Origin of the sequence: Neisseria cinerea, assembly GCF_900475315.1 — a bacterium.
GTDB lineage: Bacteria > Pseudomonadota > Gammaproteobacteria > Burkholderiales > Neisseriaceae > Neisseria > Neisseria cinerea.
Window position 1 is genome coordinate 323,873 of the sequence record NZ_LS483369.1, and the last position, 18,020, is coordinate 341,892.

Below are 18,020 nucleotides of genomic sequence, written 5' to 3' on the forward strand. Positions count from 1 at the left end.
ACGTTCGGATTTCAGACGGCATGGCGTTTCAGAAAGCTTTATTCTTCGTCGCCGGCATCGCTGATGCTGATATTGTGTTCCATCCTGCTCGGATGGATTTTCAGACCGCCGCAGCCGGATTTCTCGGCAGAAAGCCGGTCAAGGTAGGTATCATCGATGTCGCCGGTTTGATAGATGCCGTTGAAACAGGACGAATCGAAGGATTCGATTTTCGGATTGAGTGCTTTGACGACGGCTTCCAAATCGCTCAAATTTTGGAAAACGATGCCGTCCGCGCCGATTTCGGCGGCAATTTCCGCCGCGCTGCGCCCGTTGGCAATCAACTCTTCGCGCGTGGGCATATCGATGCCGTATACGTTGGGATAGCGCACTTCGGGTGCGGCGGAGGCGATATAGACTTTGCGTGCGCCAGCCGCGCGTACCATTTCGACGATTTCGCGGCTGGTCGTACCGCGTACGATGGAGTCGTCCACCAGCAACACGCTTTTGCCTTCAAATTCGGTTTCCATCGGGCTGAGTTTTTGGCGCACGGATTTTTTGCGTGTCGACTGACCGGGCATGATAAAGGTGCGGCCGATATAGCGGTTTTTAATCAAACCCTCGCGGTAGGGTTTGTTGAGGTGGACGGCAAGCTCCATTGCACTGGGGCGGCTGGTATCGGGAATGGGCATCACGACGTCGATGTCGTCCACGGGCAGCTCGCGTTTGATTTTCTCCGCTAGCGACACACCCATGTCCATGCGCGACTGGTAAACGGACACGCCGTCGATCACGGAGTCGGGACGGGCAAAATAGACGTATTCAAAAAGGCAGGGGCTGAGTTTGGCACGGTCGCTGCATTGGCGGGCAATCATTGTGCCGTCAAAGCCGACAAATACCGCTTCACCCGGCCGGATATCGCGTTCCAAATCGTAGGCAAGCGCATTGAAGGCAACGGATTCGGAGGCGAATGCATAGGATTTTCTGCCGGTTTCGTCGGTTTGCGAACCCAATGCCAGCGGACGGATGCCGTAAGGATCGCGGAAGGCGACCATGCCGTAGCCCGCAATCATGGCAACCACGCCGTATGCGCCGCGCACAAGGCGATGGACTTCAGTAACGGCGTTGAAAATATTGTCGATATTGAGCCGGTGGGGATTGGCATTTTTAGAGACTTCGCGGCGCAATTCGTGCGCGAATACGTTGAGCAAGACTTCGGAATCGGAGCTGGTGTTGACGTGGCGCAGGTGTTTGTTGCACACGTTTTCATAAAGTTCGGCAGTGTTGGTGAGGTTGCCGTTGTGCGCCAAAACGATGCCGAAAGGCGAACTGACGTAGAAAGGCTGCGCCTCAGCGCTGCTGCTCGCGTTGCCCGCAGTAGGATAACGGACGTGGGCGATGCCGGCGTTGCCGACCAAATCGCGCATATTGCGTGTACGGAACACTTCGCGCACCATGCCTTTGCCTTTGTGCATATGGAACGTGCCGCCTTCGGCCGTTACAATGCCCGCCGCATCCTGTCCCCTGTGCTGCAACATCTGCAATCCGTCATATAGAAGCTGGTTTACCGGCTCATGACTGACCAAACCTAATACACCGCACATATCGTTTTCTCCGATTCGAGGTTTAAGGGTAAAACGGAATTATAAAGCAAACGGCGGTTTTTTGCCTGAATTGTTGACAATATTTGCGCGAAGGACAGATAGGTGGGTTTATGGAGGATAAGATTTAATCTGTGATATGGCTGAGGAAAGGAAAAAACATTTCAGACGGCATAAAAGGGGATGCCGTCTGAAACATCCATATGGCAATCAATCGTCTTCCAAAGCTCCATCCCTGTCGTCCGCATGGTTTAACACTGCTTCGGAAAGCGATACGAAAAACGGCAGGGTATAGGCATCCCGCCATTCGTCCGTATCGGGAAGGTCGGTTTTTGAAGCGAGCATGACCAGCAGGGTAACGGCCAATATCCCTTTTGCCGCACCGAATACGCCGCCCAAAATGCGGTTTGCAAAGCCCAAGCCGACGGAGGAAACTGCTTGTGTCAGCAGCGAGCGGAGTATTTTCTGTATCAGGTAGGCGAGGATGAATAATGAAATAAACGACAATGCCAGTGCAAACAGGCGCGGCTGGAACGAGGTAAAGGCAATTTCTGCGAAGGAGGCGGCAAAGAGTTTGGCAAAAAAGAAGGAAACCACCCATGCCACCATCGAACCTGCTTCCGCAATCACGCCGCGCATCGTGGAAATGACGATGCAGGCGGCGATGATGGCGAAGATGAGGATGTCGGCAACGGGGAGGTTATTCATTCGTTACCTGACCGGCGATACCGTGTACGCGTAATTTGTTCAAATCGCGTTCGGCATCTCTCGCGTTTTTATAGTTGCTTGATTTGACACGGTAAACTTTGCCGTTATCGGTCATAATTTCAGTAATGGTCGAGTCGATGCCGGCTGCCTTCATTTTGCGCTGGAGGCTCAAGGCGCGTTCTTTTTCGGCATAACCTGCCTGGATGGCGGATTTTTTACCGGATTTTTCGGATTTTTCTTTTTCGGCAGTTTTGGCTTTGTCTGCCTTGGATGCCGTTTCGTGTTTTTTACCGTCCGAACCCTCTTTTTCAACCGGTTTTTTACTTTCGGCCTTATCGGATTTTTTCGGTTCTTTTACTGCTTTGTCTGATTTGGTTGAGTCTGATTTGCTTTTTTCGGGTAAGGTTTTGGGCTTCTCGGAGACTTTGTCGGCGGTTTTTTGTGCCGGCTCTTTGGTTTTGGGTTTGGATTCGGCTGCGCGTTCCGTTTTTTGCGGTTTGGATTCGGCTGCCTGTTTCGGTTTTTCAGCCGTATCTTTGTTGTCAACCGTTGCCTGCGCTTTTTCGGCTGCGCGTTGTTTTGCCTCTGCCTGTGCGGTTTGGGCAGCTTCTTCCTGTTGTAGTTTTTCGGATGCTTCCAAGCCTTTGATATTGCTGTCGTCGAGTCGGTCGTTGATGATGACCAATGGTGCGCCTACGTCTTCAGGTTCGCTGATTCCGTTGTCGGCGGCAGGTGCTTGTTCTTCACCGGCCAGGTCTTGAGGTTTGTCGGCGGCAGGTTCAACACCTTCTGAGGCGGATTTTAAGGTCGGGGTTTGTACCGTGCTTGCCGCTTGGTTTTCCACGCTGCCTGTTTCGTCAGTCGGTGCGGCAGGGGGATTTTCGGCAGGATCGGAACTGAGGGCGGCCGCCAGCAGCAGGCAGGAGGCGGCAACCAGGCAGCTTGCCGTTACGAGGCGGCGGCGGTTGCGCCGTTTGAGTTGTTCGTAACCGGTCAGGACTTCGTTTTGTTTGTTTTCGGACATGGAAGATTCCTTTTACAGTACCGACATGACATCGGCAACGGTATGAAATGAGCCGAATACGACGATTCTGTCGTTTTCGCCCGCTTTTGAGGCTGCCGCCCGGTATGCTTCGCGGACGGTGGCAAATGTCTGTATGTTTTCGATGCTGTGTTCGTGCAGTTTGTTTTGCAGGCTCTCGAGCGTCATGCCGCGCGGCACGTCCAAAGGCGCGATATACCATTCGTCAAACTGGTCTTTAACGATTTCCAACACGCCGTCTATGTCTTTGTCGGATAACATGCTGAACACGGCGGTGCGTTTTTGCGCAAACGCCAAATTAATCAGGCTGCGGCGCAGGGCGCGGGCAGCGTGGGGATTGTGTCCGACATCCAAAACGGTCAGCGGACGGCCGGGCAGGACTTGGAAGCGGCCGGGGTTTTCAACCAGTAACAAACCGCGCTTGATGGCGCCGATGTCCACCGGCAATTTGTCGTTCAAACATTCCAACACGGTCAGCGCGCAGGCGGCATTGGAAAGTTGGTATGCGCCGCGCAATGCGGGGAACGGCAGGGAATTGCGGTTGCGAGCGGGGTCGTCTGAATGTTGTGGATGGAAGCGGTAGTTCCATTGGATGTTTTCCAATGAGGAGAAATCGAAATCGCGCTGCACCATCAGCAGTTTCGCGCCTATGGCTTCGGCGTGTGCGACCAATGATTCGGGCGCGGGGTTTTGACCGCAGATTGCGGGTTTGCCGCTGCGGAACACGCCTGCTTTTTCAAAGCCGACCTGCTCGACCGTATCGCCCAAAAACGCCTGATGGTCCAAATCTACGCTAGTAACCACCGCGCAATCGCAGTCGAACACGTTGACCGCGTCCAAACGTCCGCCCAAGCCGACTTCCAATATCATTACATCGACTTGTTCGCGTATGAAGATATCGACAGCCGCCAACGCATTGAATTCAAAATAAGTCAGTGATATTTCACCGCGCGCGGTTTCGATGCGTTCGAAGGAAGCGGTGATTGTGTCGTCTGAAACCGGTTCGGCGTTGACAGCGATGCGTTCGTTGTAACGCAATAAATGCGGGCTGGTCAGCGTACCGACTTTGAAGCCTGCCTGTTTGTAAATCTGTGTCAGGTAGGCGCAGACCGAACCTTTACCGTTTGTTCCCGCGACAACGACGACGGGGCATTGCGGCTCGAGCTTCATGCGTTTTTTCACTTCGCTCGTGCGTTCCAATCCCATGTCGATTAAGCCGCCGCTGTGTGCGGTTTCTAAATGCGAGAGCCAGTCTTGTAATGTTTTCATGTGTGTTCCGTTTTAAATGCCGTCTGAAATCAGTTTGGCGTATCGGTTTCGGCGTTTTTTCCCGGTTGCCGCCAAAGTACCCAGACTTTCAGCCTGCGGTAGGATTCTTTGTCCGACATGTCCGGCATGATGCAGTGGCTGACGGTCTTGCCGCCGGTGTCCCATTGCAGCATCAGTGCATAAGGCGTCACCATGCTGCCGCTCGCCAGTGTCGCCGCCTTTGCTGTTTTTTCTTTGCCAGATACGATTTCCGCCCGCCCGTCGCGGTCGATAATGACGGAGGTTACGGCATGGCGGTTTTTCAGGTTTGTAATCCGCAGCGAGTGGATGAAACTTGCAAGTAGTGCCGACAGGCCTAACCACATCATCCAGCCGTAAAACCAAGTCAGGCAGACGGCAATGGAAGCCGAGTGGAGCAATATGGTCAGGATGTTCAGAATGCGGGACGGCTTTAATGCCGTCTGAAAGGCGCGCACAGCCTTACATCATGTTGTCGAACACGGGGGTAATGTTCAATTCCGCTTCTTCCATGTCCAACACCATATCGTGGATTTCGGTATCGAAAAACTCCCAAAACGCTTTCAGGCTCATGTCTTGCGGCCATTTATCCTTATCGATGTCCCAACCTGCTAGCTCCGCTTCAAAAATCTGGCGGTAGCGTTCGTCGAAATAGGCAATCACGGCTTCTGGCTCGTCAAATTGCGGTACGAGGAAGACGGAGCAGTTGAGGCGGATCTGTTCGACAGTCAGATCGGGCATGTTTTCATCGGCAGATTTGAGCCATTCTAAAAAACGGGCGGTCGGCTTGAGGACGACTGCGGTACGGTCAACAAAATACATGGTGTGCTTTCTCGGTGGTAACGGTGGGGCAATGCCGTCTGAACGACTTTTCTCCGGGTGGTACGGTATCAGTGGGTCATGACCTGTTGCAGGAATTGTTTGGCGCGTTCGTGTTTCGGGTTGGTAAAAAACGCTTCGGGCGTTTCGTCTTCGAGGATTTGCCCTTTATCGACAAAAAGCACCCGGTCGGCAACTTCGCGGGCAAAACCCATTTCGTGGGTTACGCACATCATGGTCATGCCGCTTTCTGCCAAGTCTTTCATGACTTTTAATACCTCGCCGACCATTTCGGGGTCGAGTGCGGAGGTCGGTTCGTCAAACAACATCACACGCGGTTCCATCGCCAACCCACGCGCAATCGCCACGCGTTGCTGCTGGCCGCCGGAAAGTTGGGAAGGGAAAGCGTCTTTTTTGTGCGCCAGTCCGACGCGTTCCAAAAGCTCCATCGCCTTTTTCTCCGCCTGTTCCGCATTTTGACCTTTAACCTTCATCGGCGCGAGGGTGATGTTTTCCAATACGGTCAGGTGGGGGTAGAGGTTGAAGCCTTGGAATACGAAGCCGACTTCTTCGCGGATTTTGTTTAAATCGGTTTTGGGGTCGGCAACGTTGACGCCATCCACCCAAATCTCGCCGCTTTCAATGCTTTCGAGCTGGTTGACGGTGCGGATGAGTGTGGATTTGCCGCTGCCCGAAGGCCCGCAGACGACGACCACTTCGCCTTTTTTGATTTCCAAGTTCACGCCGTTGATGACGTGCAGGTCTTTGAAATGTTTGTGTACGTTTTTGAATTTGATCATGTCTTTTCTTTCAGACGGCATTTGCCGTTGCAGGTTGTCGTTACGGGAGCTCCATATGATGAAGCGTGTAGCGTCTGCCGTCAAAAAAACGGTCGTTCGGATTGGTCAGGCAGGCTGCAAGCGGCAGTATCAGGGATAAAAGCAGGTATTTCTTCATCGGCCTACTCCCTTTTCAGACGGCATCGGCTTTCCCGGTCAGATAATTGCTCAACGCCACGTATTTCTCCGGTGCGATGTGTTCGGCGCGGTCTTGCGGATTGATGCCGACTGCCTGCAAATCATCGTCGCCTGCAAGCTCTTTCAGATTGTTGCGTATGGTTTTGCGGCGTTGGTGGAAGGCGAGTTTCACGAGTTTGGCGAAATGCTCGAAATCGTCCGCTTTGCCGATGCGGTGTTTCACCGGAATCATGCGCACCACTGCCGAATCCACTTTCGGTGCGGGGTCGAACGATTCGGGCGGTACGTCAATCAGCAGCTCCATATCGAAAAAATATTGCAGCATCACGCCCAAGCGGCCGTAGTCGTTGCTTTTCGGCGCGGCAACCATGCGCTCGACCACTTCTTTTTGCAGCATAAAGTGCATATCGACGACATCGTCCGCCACCTCCGCCAGCTTGAATAAAAGCGGCGTGGAAATGTTGTACGGCAGGTTGCCGACGATTTTCTTTTTGCCTGCGATGCCGTTGAAATCAAACTGCAATACATCGCCTTCGTGAATCACCAGTTTATCCGCAAACGGCAGCGTTTTCAGACGGCATACGATGTCGCGGTCGATTTCGATAACATGCAGGCGGTTCAGTTTTTTTGCCAAAGGTTCGGTAATCGCCGCCAAACCCGGGCCGATTTCAATCACGACATCATCCGCCTGCGGGCGTACGGCGTTGACAATATCGCTGATAATCCGCGTGTCTTGTAAAAAGTTCTGCCCGAAACGCTTGCGGGCTTTGTGTTCTTTCATCGGGTTTCCTTGCCCGGTGCAACCGGTTTTGAGGATACGGGCCGGATTTTTGGGAAGGTGTCCCTTCCGATTCGGGGTAATCCGGCAAGCCGTATGGACATCTTGTTCAGCATTTAAATGTGAATATGTTTACAATATCGGTTTGATGTGGACATTGTAACCGAAAACGGCGGGGCTTGATAATGCTGTTTTGTTCGGCCTTATCCGTCGGTTTGGTATTTTTACGGTTGGATACTGTATGAGGACTTATCTGATTCATGTGAAGCTGCTGGGTATGGCGGTATTATGGGGTGCGTCTTGGCCTATGGGCAGGATATTGGGGCAGTCCCTGCCGCCGTTGACGGGCGGGGCGGTCAGGTTTCTGCTGGCTTCGGTTTTGTTGTCGGGTTGGTTGTTTGCGCGCAGCAGGTTTGCGGCTTTGTCGGCTTTGTCGTCGCGGCAATGGCTGGGTTTGGCGGTTGCCGCCTTGTTCGGCGTGTGCGGGTATGCCGTATTCTTTATGTTGGGCCTGCAGCAGATGCCGGCCGGCAAAGCCGCGGTCGTCATGAGCGTGAACCCGGTGTTGACGCTGCTGTTGGCGGTGTAGTTGTTCGGGGAATATTTGAATATAAAAATCCTGACGGGTATGTTGCTGACCGTCGGTGGTGCGGTTACTGCGGTTACGCAGGGTAATCCGGCAGCGGTGTTGGCGGACGGGTTGAAGCCCGGGGAATGGCTGATTTTCGGATGCGTGGTTTGCTGGTCAGCTTATACGTTGATAGGGCGCAAGGTTTTGCGCGGGATTGATGCGCTGACGGTTGCCGCGGTTACGTCGATGTCCGGTGCGCTGATGTTGTCCGCCGTGGCATGGTTTGCGGAAGGTCTGCCGCTTGGGGCGGTAGCGGTCATGGATGGGCGCGGCTGGTTTGCATTGCTGTGGTTGGCGGTCGGTGCGACTGTTTTGGCGTATGCGTGGTATTTTGAAGGCGTGAAAGTATTGGGGGCTGGCGGTGCGTCTGTTTATGTAACATTGGTACCGATTTTCGGTATGTTGTGTTCGGTCTGGTTTTTGGGGGAGCCGCTGCATATTTCTTTGGCGGCGGGTTGTGCGGCAGCAGCCGGCGGCATGATTTTGATACATTTGGGACAAAATGCCGCCTGAAGCGGGCGGCCGGGTATATGGGGTGAAAATGGAAAATAATGCGGTCGGGTTGGAAATTGAAAGTTATCCGTTCGATCCCGTTTTGCCGAACGGGGCATCGGTCATGATGATGGGGACGTTTCCGCCCAAGGAAGACAAACGCGCGATGCAGTTTCATTATCCGAATTTCCAAAACGATATGTGGCGCGTTTACGGGCTGGTGTTTTTTAACGATGCGGCGCATTTCCAGATGCCGTCTGAAAAAGCATTCGACGGATGCAGGATAAGGGATTTCCTGAACAGGGCGGGGATAGCGTCCTGTCCGACCGTGTTGAAGGCGGCAAGGGAACACGGCAATGCGTCCGACAAGTTTTTAAAGGTAGTCGAAACCGTCGATTTGGCGGCGGTGTTGGCAAAAATACCCCGGTGCCGCCATATTTGTACGACGGGCGGCAAGGCGACGGAAATCCTGCTCGATATTCAGGGCGGCGGCATCAAAATGCCGAAAACGGGCGAAACCGTACCGTTTCCGTTTGCCGGACGGGATTTGACTCTGACCCGCCTGCCTTCGACTTCGCGCGCTTATCCTTTGAGTTTGGCGAAAAAGGCGGCGGCGTATCGGGTGTTTTTCGAAATGGCTGGATTGACTGTTTTTCAGGAGTAAGGCGATGGACCATTATGAAATCTCTTTTATGGCGTTTATGGCTTTGTGGTGGCTTTTTAATATCGTCTCAGTGTGGCTGAAGGCCAAACAATGGCATATCAAGGTATTGTTGGGCGGAACGCTTTTGTATGTGATACAAATATCTGCATTCATCATGTCTGTTAACGGCCTTAATTGGATATTTTTGAACATGAGCACTATAAATACCAATGAGTTGATTATTGCTGTGCTTGTGCTTAACTTTTTGGGTTGTTGGTTGCTGGCACTGTGGCTGGGGATGTTGGCATTGAAACTATGCCTGAGAAGCAAAAACGAAGAAAAATATATCGCTCCGCCGTTGGGTACGGCATTGATTGCAACATCGAGCTGTACGCTGTTGTTCCTATTTTGTCTGCTGATATGATATTATTATTCAATTAGTTGCCGATAAGATGGATGGAAAACGGCTATAATTGCTGACAATTTTACTTTCAGACGGCCTTGTACTGAATCAGGCCGTCTGAAACCATAAAACGAACAAGGAAAAATCCCATGAAAAATTACCACGCGCCCGACGAGAAGGGCTTTTTCGGCGAACACGGCGGCCTGTATGTTTCCGAAACCCTGATTCCGGCTTTGCAAGAATTGGCAGAAGCCTATAAAGCAGTGAAAGAAGATCCTTCATTTTGGGAAGAGTTCCGCCATGATTTGAAACACTACGTCGGCAGACCCAGCCCCGTTTACCATGCCGCGCGATTGTCCGAGCATCTGGGCGGCGCACAAATCTGGCTGAAGCGTGAAGATTTGAATCACACCGGCGCGCACAAAGTCAACAACACCATCGGTCAGGCATTGCTCGCCCGCCGCATGGGTAAAAAACGCGTGATTGCCGAAACCGGCGCGGGTCAGCACGGCGTGGCTTCTGCCACCGTCGCCGCACGCTTCGGCATGACTTGCGACGTGTACATGGGTGCGGACGATATTCAACGCCAAATGCCCAACGTGTTCCGTATGAAGCTGCTTGGCGCAAATGTCGTTGGCGTTGGCAGTGGCAGCCGTACATTGAAAGACGCGATGAACGAAGCCATGCGCGAATGGGTTGCCCGCGTGGATGACACGTTCTACATCATCGGCACCGCCGCAGGCCCTGCACCGTATCCCGAAATGGTACGCGACTTCCAATGCGTCATCGGCAATGAAGCCAAAGAACAAATGTTGGAAGCCATCGGCCGCCAACCTGACGTTGCCGTTGCCTGCGTGGGCGGTGGCTCAAACGCCATCGGTTTGTTCTACCCCTATATCGAAGAAGAAAACGTACGTTTGGTCGGCGTAGAAGCCGGCGGTTTGGGTGTGGATACCCCTGACCATGCCGCGCCGATTACCAGCAAAGCCCCCATCGGCGTATTGCACGGTTTCCGCAGCTATTTGATGCAGGACGAAAACGGCCAAGTTTTGGGTACGCACTCCGTTTCCGCAGGCTTGGACTACCCAGGCATCGGCCCGGAACACAGCCATTTGAACGACATCAACCGCGTGGAATACACCGTTGCCAAAGACGACGAAGCACTCGAAGCCTTTGATTTGCTCTGTCGTTTTGAGGGCATTATTCCTGCGCTGGAATCCAGCCATGCCGTTGCTTGGGCGGTGAAAAATGCGCCGAAAATGGGCAAAGACCAAGTGATTCTGGTCAACCTCTCCGGTCGCGGCGACAAAGACATTAATACCGTGGCGAAACTCAAAGGCATTGAGCTGTAGCTTTGTTAGTCTAATAAAAATGCCGTCTGAAGCTTGGTTTCAGACGGCATTTTTACGCACTTTCCTTTATGACGGCTTTTCTGATTTGCTTTATTATCCGTTTATTTTTGAAATATCGTGGGGTGGGGAGACGTGTTCCGTCGTTGGTTTTTGCCGTGTTGGGTCGTCGGCGTGGCAGTTTCGTTCGCACTGCCGGTTGTACCGCATTGGCCGTTTTGGTTGGCAGCTTTTGCGGTTTTTGCTGTGTCTGCAAGGCGGTTTGGATTTGCCGGTTTGATGTTGTGTGTTTTGGCGGGTGCTGCCTACGGTGTGTTCAGGACGGAGGCGGCATTGTCTTCCCAATGGCGGGCGGAGGCGGTTTCGGGTGTGCCGTTAACGGTGGAAGTGGCAGATATGCCGAGTTCGGACGGGCGGAGCGTCCGTTTTGCGGCAAAGGCCGTAGACGGCAAGGGACGGCGGTTCGACTTGTTGCTGTCTGATTATAAGCAACGTGAGTGGACGGTCGGGAGCAAGTGGCGGATAACGGCGCGCATGCGCCCTGTCGTAGGGGAATTGAACCTTAGGGGGCTGAACCGTGAGGCGTGGGCATTATCCAACGGGATAGGCGGCGTGGGGACGGTCGGTGCGGACAGGGTTTTGCTGCATGACGGAAGCGGTTGGGGGATTGCGGTTTGGCGCAGCCGGATCAGCCGCAATTGGCAGCAGGCGGATACGGACGGCGGGCTTTCAGACGGCATCGGGCTGATGCGCGCGTTGAGTGTGGGCGAACAGTCGGCATTGCGCCCCGAATTGTGGCAGGCGTTCCGACCGTTGGGGCTGACTCATCTGGTCAGTATCTCGGGTTTGCACGTTACGATGGTGGCGGTACTGTTTGCGTGGCTGGTCAGGCGGTTGTTTGTTTGTCTGCCGCGCCTTCCTTCCCGGCCGCGCGTGTGGATTTTGGCAGGCGGTTGTGCCGGTGCGCTGTGTTACGCGCTACTTGCGGGTTTTTCCGTACCGACGCAGCGCAGCGTTTTGATGTTGGCGGCATTCTCGTGGGCATGGCGTAATGGCAGGCGTTCGGTTTGGGTGGCATGGTGGCAGGCTTTGGGTGCCGTTTTGTTGTTTGACCCTTTAGCGGTTTTAGGTGTCGGTACCTGGCTGTCTTTCGGTTTGGTCGCAGCTTTGATATGGGCGTGTTCGGGGCGGCTGGGTGAAGGTAGGCGGAAAACCGCCGTGCGCGGACAGTGGGCGGCTTCGGTGTTGTCGGTGGTTTTGCTGGGCTATCTGTTTGCCTCTCTGCCTTTAATCAGCCCTTTGGTCAATGCGGTGGCGATACTGTGGTTTTCGTGGGTTCTGACGCCGCTGGCATTGCTGGGTTCGGTCGTGCCGTTTGCGCCGCTTCAGCAGGCGGCAGCATTCTTGGCGGAATACACTTTGCGGTTTTTGGTATGGCTTGCCGGCGTGTCGCCGGAGTTTGCCGTTGCTGCCGCACCTTTGCCGCTGTTGGTTTTGGCATTATGCGCCGCCTTGTTTGTCCTTTTGCCGCGCGGTTTGGGTTTGCGTCCGTGGTCGGCGGCGGTTCTGGCTGGATTTGTGTTTTACCGTCCTGAGGCGGTACGTGGAAACAGTGCGGAAGTCATCGTTTGGGATGCGGGTCAGGGTTTGTCGGTGCTGGTACGGACGGCAAATCATCATCTTTTGTTTGACACCGGAACTGCATCGGCGGCGCAGACGGGGATTGTGCCGAGCCTGAATGCGTCGGGCGTACGGTATTTGGACAGGTTGGTGATTTCCCACCATGACAGCGATCATGATGGCGGTTTGCAGGCGGTGAGGAATATTCCTGATGGCGGAATGTATGCTGGACAGCCGGAATTTTATGAGGGCGCGCGGGCCTGTACGGAGCAGTATTGGCGGTGGGACGGCGTGGATTTCGAGTTTTTGGTGCCGTCTGAACGCAATGAGTCGGACGACAACGGGAAAAGCTGTGTACTCCGCGTAACGGCCGGCGGTGCGGCTTTGCTGGTAACCGGCGATTTGGATACGAAGGGTGAGGAAAGCCTGGTCGGCAAGTATGGCGGCAACCTGTACAGCCAGGTGTTGGTGCTGGGGCATCACGGCAGTAATTCATCATCTTCAGGCGTGTTCCTGAATACGGTTGCACCCGAATATGCTGTTTCATCCAGCGGTTATGGCAATGCCTACAAACATCCGACCGAGGCGGTGCAGAACCGTGTCCGTGCACACGGCATCAAGTTGTTGCGGACGGATTTGTCGGGTGCGCTGGTATTTGGTTTGAGTCAAGATGGTGTGAAGGCAGGTCGTCTCAAAAATTATCGGTTTTATTGGCAGAGAAAGCCGTTTGAGTGAATGACGGTTTGGGCTGAAACGGAAAATGCCGTCTGAAAGGGTTTCAGACGGCATCCGGACATCGGTGCGGAATCAGTGCCAGTAACGCCACCAGGGCATATCGTCAGACCGCCACGGCTGCTTTAAGAACGGGCTTTTCGGAAAGTTGGTTTCCAAAACGCGGTGTGTGTCGGCAGCAAGCTGGGGCTTGTCCAACTTCTTGTAGGCAAGTTCCAATATGGCCAGTGATTCTTCGACATAGCGTGTATTTTGATAGCTGCCGATGATTTTTTGGGCGCGGTTGGCGGCGGCGATATATGCGCCGCGTTTCATGTAGTAACGCGCTACCGACATTTCATTGCCGCCCAAAGCATCGACCAGTTTGATCATGCGTGCGGTCGCATCGGCGGCGTATTTGCTGTTGGGGAAGCGTTGGACGAGTTCCGCAAAGGCCTGATACGCTTCGCGGTTGGCTTTTGGGTCGCGGTCGGACCAGTCTTGCGAGGCTAGCTTGTTCAAGAAAGACTGATCTTCGTTGAACAGTACCAAACCGCGCAGGTATAGCGCGTAGTCCATATTCGGGTGTTGAGGGTGAAGGCGGCGGAAGCGGTCAATGGCGGCCAGCGCCTTATCCTTCTCATCATCTTTATAGTAAGCGTATGCCGTATCCAGTTGGGATTGCTGGGCATGGCGGCTGGTAGGGAAGCGCGATTCCAAGATTTCGTATAATTTGACAGCTCGCGTATAATTGCTGCTGTTCAGCTCGTCCTGGGCTTCGGCATAGAGTTTTTCCACACTCCAGTCTTGGGTAATCTGGGCATCTTTATCTACCGTACCTTTGGTGGCACAGGCACTCAGTGCCAAACCTAATGAAACCGTTAAAAGAATTTTTTTCATGCAGAATACTTCCTTTGATAATGAATCCGATTATAGCGATGATTCAGACTTTGTGTCAGCCCCGGAAACCGAAAACTGTATTTATCTGACTGTTCCGCTCGAGCTTGCCGGCGGGCGGTTGGATGCGGTATTGGCAAAACTTCTGCCAGACTATTCGCGCAGCCGGTTGACATCATGGATTAGAGAAGGCGCGGTTATTGTAAACGATAAACCTTCGCAACCCAAAGACAAAATGATAGGCGGTGAGCAAATCCGTGTAACCGTCCGTCCGAGTGAGGAAAATCTGGCGTTTGTTCCAGAGCCTATGGCTTTGGACATCGTCTACGAAGACGATACCGTCATCGTCGTCAACAAACCGGCCGGACTGGTCGTCCATCCGGCCGCAGGAAACTGGAGCGGTACCCTGCTCAACGGCCTGTTGGCGCACTGTCCCGAATTGAGCCAAGTACCGCGCGCGGGCATCGTACACCGTTTGGACAAAGAAACCAGCGGTCTGATGGTGGTCGCCAAAACCCTGCCGGCGCAAAATTCCCTTGTGCAACAGCTTCAAGAGCGCACGGTCAAACGCATTTACCGCGCCGTCGCCAACGGTATCGTTCCCTTTGACGGTAAAATCGAAACCCAAATCGGACGCGATCCGCACAACCGTCTGAAAATGGCAGTCGTCAAATTCGGCGGCAAACCAGCCGTTACCCACGTCAAAGTGTTGGAACGCTATCTTGCTCACAGTTATATCGAATGCTCGCTCGAGACAGGCAGGACGCACCAAATCCGCGTCCATATGCGCGAGGCCAACCATCCGCTTGCCGCCGACCCGGTTTACGGCAACCTGCGCCATCCGTGCGGCGACACGGTGAAAGAAGCAGTTAAAAGTCTGGGCGCGCGTCAGGCATTGCACGCCTACCGCTTGAGTTTCGTCCATCCGAAAACCGGCGAAACCGTTTCCTTCGAAGCCCCGATTCCCGACGATATGTATCACCTGCTGTCCGTATTGCGCCTCGAAGCCGGTTTGGATTCCTCCTTGGACAATGAAGAAGAATGGCAGGACAAACTCGGCGCGGATGACGACGATGATTGGAACGAAGACGACTATGATGTCGAAGTGGTTTATGTAAGGGAGTGAGGCGGCTTGAAAGGCGGGGCGAACGCAGGCAGCCGAATCGGAGCAGCCGGGCAATCGTCCCCGCCGATTTCAAACAAAGGCCGTCTGAAGGGGCCGGGCAGAAACCGCCGGTTTCGTTTGCCCCGTTCAGACGGCATTATGATGAAAGGCGTTTAGGGTTTTTTATGTTTACTGGCTTTGGCCGCCCAATAAGTTGCCAGCAGCGAGCCGGAGATATTGTGCCACACGCTGAACAATGCGCTGGGAACGGCAACAACCGGCGCGGCGGCAAAGTGTGCGGCGGCAAGGGCGGCGCCTAAGCCTGAGTTTTGCATACCGACTTCGATGGCTAGCGTTTTTTGTGCATCATAAGGCAGGCCGGTCCATTTGGCGGCAAAGAAGCCGAGCAGGTAGCCGATGCCGTTGTGGAGTACGACAACCGCAAAAATCAGCAGGCCGCTTTCCATAATCTTGCCTTTGCTTGCCCCGACTACCGCGCCGATAATCAGCACGATGGCGGCAACGGAAACTAGCGGCAGCGCATCGGTCAGCTTTTCGGTTTTACTGCCCAAAACCTTATGGACAATCAAACCCAAAACAATGGGGAGTAAAACCATTTTGACGATGGACATCAACATACCGGCCGCTTGGATTTCCAGCATTTCGCCGGCAAGCATCAGGAAGATGGCGGGAGTCAGCAATGGGGAAATCAGGGTGGAAACAGACGTAACGGCAACCGATAAAGCCACATTGCCACGCGCCAGATAGGTCATCACATTGGAAGCCGTACCGCCCGGGCAGCAGCCGACCAAAATCACGCCGACCGCGATTTCGGCAGGCAGGTCCAACAGTTTGGACAGCAGCCAGGCGGTTGTCGGCATAATGGCGAATTGTGCGATTACGCCGATGATGACGGCTTTGGGATGTTTGAACAAAATATCGAAGTCGGAAGGTTTGAGCGTCAAACCCATACCGAACATAATAATGCCCAACAGCCAAGGAATATAAGGCCCCGCCCATTTGAAGGTGTCGGGCGCGAAAAAAGCGGCGGCGGCAAAGAGCGCGGCCCAGAGGGAAAATGTTTTTCCGATAAAGCTGCTGATTTTACTGAGGATATTCATAATAATGTGTTGCGTGTTTGTTTTTAAGGGAAGGCAAGCATACACGCCTTAACCTTAATTTGCAAAATAACCGTGCCTAAACAATGCCGTCTGAAAGTGGAGATTAGTTTTCAGACGGCATCGCCCGAGAGGTGTCGGAAACGGACTGCATCCAGTTGAAACCCGTCTGTTTATAGCGATAGAATCTAATCGGAGGGTAGTCTCGTTCGGGCAACACGCAGTGCGGTGCTTGATGTGCCATCCCCTGTTGAAACATATAGTGGATTAAATTTAAATCAGGACAAGGCGACGAAGCCGTAGACAGTACAAATAGTACGGCAAGGCGAGGCAACGCCGTACTGGTTTAAATTTAATCCACTATATAAAGCTCGGAGAAGGTATATAAGGGCATCATTCCTGCACCGGCAAGAATCCGAACCTGAACGTTTGAAAACAATCCCGAATCTCCGAATTCCCGCCTGTGCGGGAATGACGAAAAAACAAGCATCCATTTGCCCCGAAGGCAGTTAATCAACCCTTTCCGCCACACACCTATTCCAATATCCAATGAAAACCATCACAGAAACTCTAAACCTCGTCCCGCAGGACAAAGATTTCCTGATTGCCGACTGGCCTGCGCCCGCCAACGTTAAAACCCTGATTACCACACGCAACGGCGGCGTGAGCCAAGGTGTGTATCAAAGTTTGAACCTCGGTTCGCACGTCGGCGATAATCCCGATGCTGTGCGCCGCAACCGTAAAATCGTGCAGGAACAGGTCGGGCTGCCCGTCGCCTACCTCAATCAAATTCACAGCACCATTGTCGTCAATGCTGTCGAAGCGTTAGGCAACACGCCCGACGCAGACGCTTCGGTGGACAATACGGGAAAAGCCGCCTGTGCCGCGATGACTGCAGATTGCCTGTCTGTCTTGTTCTGTGATAAAGCCGGTACGGTCGTCGCTGCCGCACACGCCGGCTGGCGCGGTTTGGCGGGCGGCGTATTGCAAAACACCCTAGCCGCGATGAATGTCGCACCCGTCGAAATCATGGCATATCTCGGCCCTGCCATTGGCGCGGACGCGTTTGAAGTCGGACAAGACGTGTTCGACGCATTTTGCGCGCCCATGCCCGAAGCCGCGGATGCATTCGAAGACATCGGCGGCGGTAAGTATCTTGCCGACATCTACGCGTTGGCGCGTTTGGTTCTGCGCCGCGAAGGGGTGGACATGATTTACGGCGGCACGCATTGTACCGTCTTGGAACGCGACACTTTCTTCTCCTACCGCCGTGACGGGATGACGGGGCGCATGGCGAGCCTGATTTGGCTGGATAGGAATGCCGTCTGAAAATACCGCTGATATAATCTACCGACTTTGTGCTTTTGAGAAAGGCAAAATATGAACAAAATATTGCTTACCGCCGCGGTGCTGATGTTGGGCGCATGCGGTTTCCATTTGAAAGGGCAGAGCGGCGCTTTGCATACGCCCGCTTATAAAAACTGGCACATTGAAGGCGGTCAGGCATTGCAGTTTCCTTTGGAAACCGCGCTTCATCAGGTCTCGGTCCGTGTTACGGATACCGGCGGCGCACCGATGACCCTGCGTATCAACAATATTTCCCAGCGCAAGGAGACCTATACCATCACCCGTGCGGCGGCGATTAACGAATATCTCTTGGTGCTGACGGTTGAAGCACAGGTGCTGAAACACGGCGAATCTGTGGGCAGACCGATGACTGTTTCCGTCCGCCGTATTTTGGATTATGCGGACAATGAGATTTTGGGCAAACAGGAAGAAGAAGAAACCCTGTGGGCAGAAATGCGGCAGGATGCCGCCGAACAAATTGTCCGCCGCCTGACCTTCCTAAAGGCAGAATAA

18 protein-coding genes and 2 pseudogenes are annotated in these 18,020 nt (G+C 53.7%); 9 read left to right on the plus strand and 11 right to left on the minus strand.

Translation table 11 applies throughout. From position 1 onward, the window contains the following. Positions 1 to 38: 38 nt before the first annotated feature. The 8 genes from purF to rsmA form a co-directional block, all read right to left on the minus strand. Positions 39 to 1,583, minus strand: a complete 1,545-nt coding sequence (gene purF, locus DQM57_RS01725; protein ID WP_111726503.1) for an amidophosphoribosyltransferase — start codon at positions 1,581 to 1,583, stop codon at positions 39 to 41. Positions 1,584 to 1,790: 207 nt separating this feature from the next. Beyond that, the gene (locus DQM57_RS01730; RefSeq protein WP_108043262.1) at positions 1,791 to 2,288 is read right to left on the minus strand and encodes a CvpA family protein; all 498 of its coding nucleotides are present in this window, start codon (positions 2,286 to 2,288) and stop codon (positions 1,791 to 1,793) included. Next, positions 2,281 to 3,312 carry a cell division protein FtsN gene (gene ftsN / locus DQM57_RS01735; RefSeq protein ID WP_111726504.1) on the minus strand — a complete coding sequence of 344 codons (1,032 nt, stop codon included), beginning with the start codon at positions 3,310 to 3,312 and terminating at the stop codon, positions 2,281 to 2,283. The genes DQM57_RS01730 and ftsN overlap by 8 nt, the downstream gene beginning before the upstream one ends. Positions 3,313 to 3,324: 12 nt before the next feature. Further along, the gene (gene folC, locus DQM57_RS01740) at positions 3,325 to 4,599 is read right to left on the minus strand and encodes a bifunctional tetrahydrofolate synthase/dihydrofolate synthase (protein ID WP_107960045.1); all 1,275 of its coding nucleotides are present in this window, start codon (positions 4,597 to 4,599) and stop codon (positions 3,325 to 3,327) included. Between the two features lie 29 nt (positions 4,600 to 4,628). Beyond that, complete coding sequence (locus DQM57_RS01745; protein ID WP_107996861.1) at positions 4,629 to 5,075, minus strand: protein YgfX; 447 nt, start codon at positions 5,073 to 5,075, stop codon at positions 4,629 to 4,631. A 4-nt stretch (positions 5,076 to 5,079) separates the two neighbouring features. Beyond that, the gene (locus DQM57_RS01750; RefSeq protein ID WP_107996862.1) at positions 5,080 to 5,439 is read right to left on the minus strand and encodes a hypothetical protein; all 360 of its coding nucleotides are present in this window, start codon (positions 5,437 to 5,439) and stop codon (positions 5,080 to 5,082) included. 68 nt (positions 5,440 to 5,507) lie between these two features. Then, a complete protein-coding gene (locus DQM57_RS01755; RefSeq protein WP_002240396.1) occupies positions 5,508 to 6,236 on the minus strand; it encodes an amino acid ABC transporter ATP-binding protein in 729 nt (242 codons plus the stop codon). Positions 6,237 to 6,408: 172 nt separating this feature from the next. Beyond that, positions 6,409 to 7,194, minus strand: coding sequence for a 16S rRNA (adenine(1518)-N(6)/adenine(1519)-N(6))-dimethyltransferase RsmA (rsmA, locus tag DQM57_RS01760; RefSeq protein ID WP_111726506.1), 786 nt, complete (start codon positions 7,192 to 7,194; stop codon positions 6,409 to 6,411). A 238-nt stretch (positions 7,195 to 7,432) separates the two neighbouring features. Between rsmA and DQM57_RS01765 the strand changes: the two are divergent. The 5 genes and pseudogenes from DQM57_RS01765 to DQM57_RS01785 all read left to right on the plus strand — a co-directional run bounded on the left by DQM57_RS01765 (position 7,433) and on the right by DQM57_RS01785 (position 13,064). After that, positions 7,433 to 8,335 (plus strand): annotated as a pseudogene (locus DQM57_RS01765) (DMT family transporter). Then, positions 8,325 to 8,978 (plus strand): DNA glycosylase, encoded by a 654-nt coding sequence (locus tag DQM57_RS01770; protein ID WP_111726508.1) that lies wholly within the window; start codon positions 8,325 to 8,327, stop codon positions 8,976 to 8,978. Before DQM57_RS01765 ends, DQM57_RS01770 begins: the two are co-directional and overlap by 11 nt. Before the next feature lie 4 nt (positions 8,979 to 8,982). Beyond that, positions 8,983 to 9,381: a hypothetical protein gene (locus DQM57_RS01775; RefSeq protein ID WP_107859264.1), complete on the plus strand. Its 399-nt coding sequence runs from the start codon at positions 8,983 to 8,985 to the stop codon at positions 9,379 to 9,381. A gap of 128 nt (positions 9,382 to 9,509) precedes the next feature. Then, positions 9,510 to 10,712, plus strand: coding sequence for a tryptophan synthase subunit beta (gene trpB, locus DQM57_RS01780; protein ID WP_111726510.1), 1,203 nt, complete (start codon positions 9,510 to 9,512; stop codon positions 10,710 to 10,712). A 132-nt stretch (positions 10,713 to 10,844) separates the two neighbouring features. Next, entirely contained in the window at positions 10,845 to 13,064 is a 2,220-nt protein-coding gene (locus DQM57_RS01785; protein ID WP_167395582.1) for a DNA internalization-related competence protein ComEC/Rec2, read from the plus strand. Positions 13,065 to 13,136: 72 nt separating this feature from the next. On the opposite strand, the gene DQM57_RS01790 is transcribed toward DQM57_RS01785, so the two are convergent. After that, a complete protein-coding gene (locus DQM57_RS01790) occupies positions 13,137 to 13,940 on the minus strand; it encodes an outer membrane protein assembly factor BamD (protein ID WP_111726512.1) in 804 nt (267 codons plus the stop codon). Here DQM57_RS01790 and rluD point away from each other — a divergent pair. Next, positions 13,939 to 15,063: a 23S rRNA pseudouridine(1911/1915/1917) synthase RluD gene (rluD, locus tag DQM57_RS01795; protein WP_111726514.1), complete on the plus strand. Its 1,125-nt coding sequence runs from the start codon at positions 13,939 to 13,941 to the stop codon at positions 15,061 to 15,063. The genes DQM57_RS01790 and rluD overlap by 2 nt on opposite strands. A gap of 152 nt (positions 15,064 to 15,215) precedes the next feature. Here the strand turns inward: rluD and DQM57_RS01800 are convergent, their stop codons facing one another. Continuing rightward, positions 15,216 to 16,163: a bile acid:sodium symporter family protein gene (locus DQM57_RS01800; protein ID WP_111726516.1), complete on the minus strand. Its 948-nt coding sequence runs from the start codon at positions 16,161 to 16,163 to the stop codon at positions 15,216 to 15,218. 103 nt (positions 16,164 to 16,266) lie between these two features. Further along, positions 16,267 to 16,404, minus strand: a complete 138-nt coding sequence (locus DQM57_RS09850; protein ID WP_197913451.1) for a hypothetical protein — start codon at positions 16,402 to 16,404, stop codon at positions 16,267 to 16,269. A 14-nt stretch (positions 16,405 to 16,418) separates the two neighbouring features. Between DQM57_RS09850 and DQM57_RS10050 the strand changes: the two are divergent. The 3 genes and pseudogenes from DQM57_RS10050 to DQM57_RS01815 form a co-directional block, all read left to right on the plus strand. Next, a pseudogene (locus DQM57_RS10050) lies at positions 16,419 to 16,673 on the plus strand (hypothetical protein); the annotation flags it as partial. 36 nt (positions 16,674 to 16,709) lie between these two features. Next, the gene (pgeF, locus tag DQM57_RS01810) at positions 16,710 to 17,489 is read left to right on the plus strand and encodes a peptidoglycan editing factor PgeF (RefSeq protein ID WP_111726518.1); all 780 of its coding nucleotides are present in this window, start codon (positions 16,710 to 16,712) and stop codon (positions 17,487 to 17,489) included. A gap of 51 nt (positions 17,490 to 17,540) precedes the next feature. Further along, positions 17,541 to 18,020 (plus strand): LPS-assembly lipoprotein LptE, encoded by a 480-nt coding sequence (locus tag DQM57_RS01815; protein ID WP_108043250.1) that lies wholly within the window; start codon positions 17,541 to 17,543, stop codon positions 18,018 to 18,020.

Coding starts and splice junctions, on each gene's coding strand:
- DQM57_RS01750 (WP_107996862.1), bottom strand. CDS start 5,439: ATGTATTTTGTTGACCGTACCGCAGTCGTCCTCAAGCCGACCGCCCGT.
- DQM57_RS01770 (WP_111726508.1), top strand. CDS start 8,325: ATGCCGCCTGAAGCGGGCGGCCGGGTATATGGGGTGAAAATGGAAAAT.
- DQM57_RS01730 (WP_108043262.1), bottom strand. CDS start 2,288: ATGAATAACCTCCCCGTTGCCGACATCCTCATCTTCGCCATCATCGCC.
- rluD (WP_111726514.1), top strand. CDS start 13,939: ATGCAGAATACTTCCTTTGATAATGAATCCGATTATAGCGATGATTCA.
- DQM57_RS01815 (WP_108043250.1), top strand. CDS start 17,541: ATGAACAAAATATTGCTTACCGCCGCGGTGCTGATGTTGGGCGCATGC.
- folC (WP_107960045.1), bottom strand. CDS start 4,599: ATGAAAACATTACAAGACTGGCTCTCGCATTTAGAAACCGCACACAGC.
- ftsN (WP_111726504.1), bottom strand. CDS start 3,312: ATGTCCGAAAACAAACAAAACGAAGTCCTGACCGGTTACGAACAACTC.
- DQM57_RS01790 (WP_111726512.1), bottom strand. CDS start 13,940: ATGAAAAAAATTCTTTTAACGGTTTCATTAGGTTTGGCACTGAGTGCC.
- pgeF (WP_111726518.1), top strand. CDS start 16,710: ATGAAAACCATCACAGAAACTCTAAACCTCGTCCCGCAGGACAAAGAT.
- DQM57_RS01775 (WP_107859264.1), top strand. CDS start 8,983: ATGGACCATTATGAAATCTCTTTTATGGCGTTTATGGCTTTGTGGTGG.
- DQM57_RS09850 (WP_197913451.1), bottom strand. CDS start 16,404: ATGGCACATCAAGCACCGCACTGCGTGTTGCCCGAACGAGACTACCCT.
- purF (WP_111726503.1), bottom strand. CDS start 1,583: ATGTGCGGTGTATTAGGTTTGGTCAGTCATGAGCCGGTAAACCAGCTT.
- DQM57_RS01800 (WP_111726516.1), bottom strand. CDS start 16,163: ATGAATATCCTCAGTAAAATCAGCAGCTTTATCGGAAAAACATTTTCC.
- DQM57_RS01755 (WP_002240396.1), bottom strand. CDS start 6,236: ATGATCAAATTCAAAAACGTACACAAACATTTCAAAGACCTGCACGTC.
- rsmA (WP_111726506.1), bottom strand. CDS start 7,194: ATGAAAGAACACAAAGCCCGCAAGCGTTTCGGGCAGAACTTTTTACAA.
- trpB (WP_111726510.1), top strand. CDS start 9,510: ATGAAAAATTACCACGCGCCCGACGAGAAGGGCTTTTTCGGCGAACAC.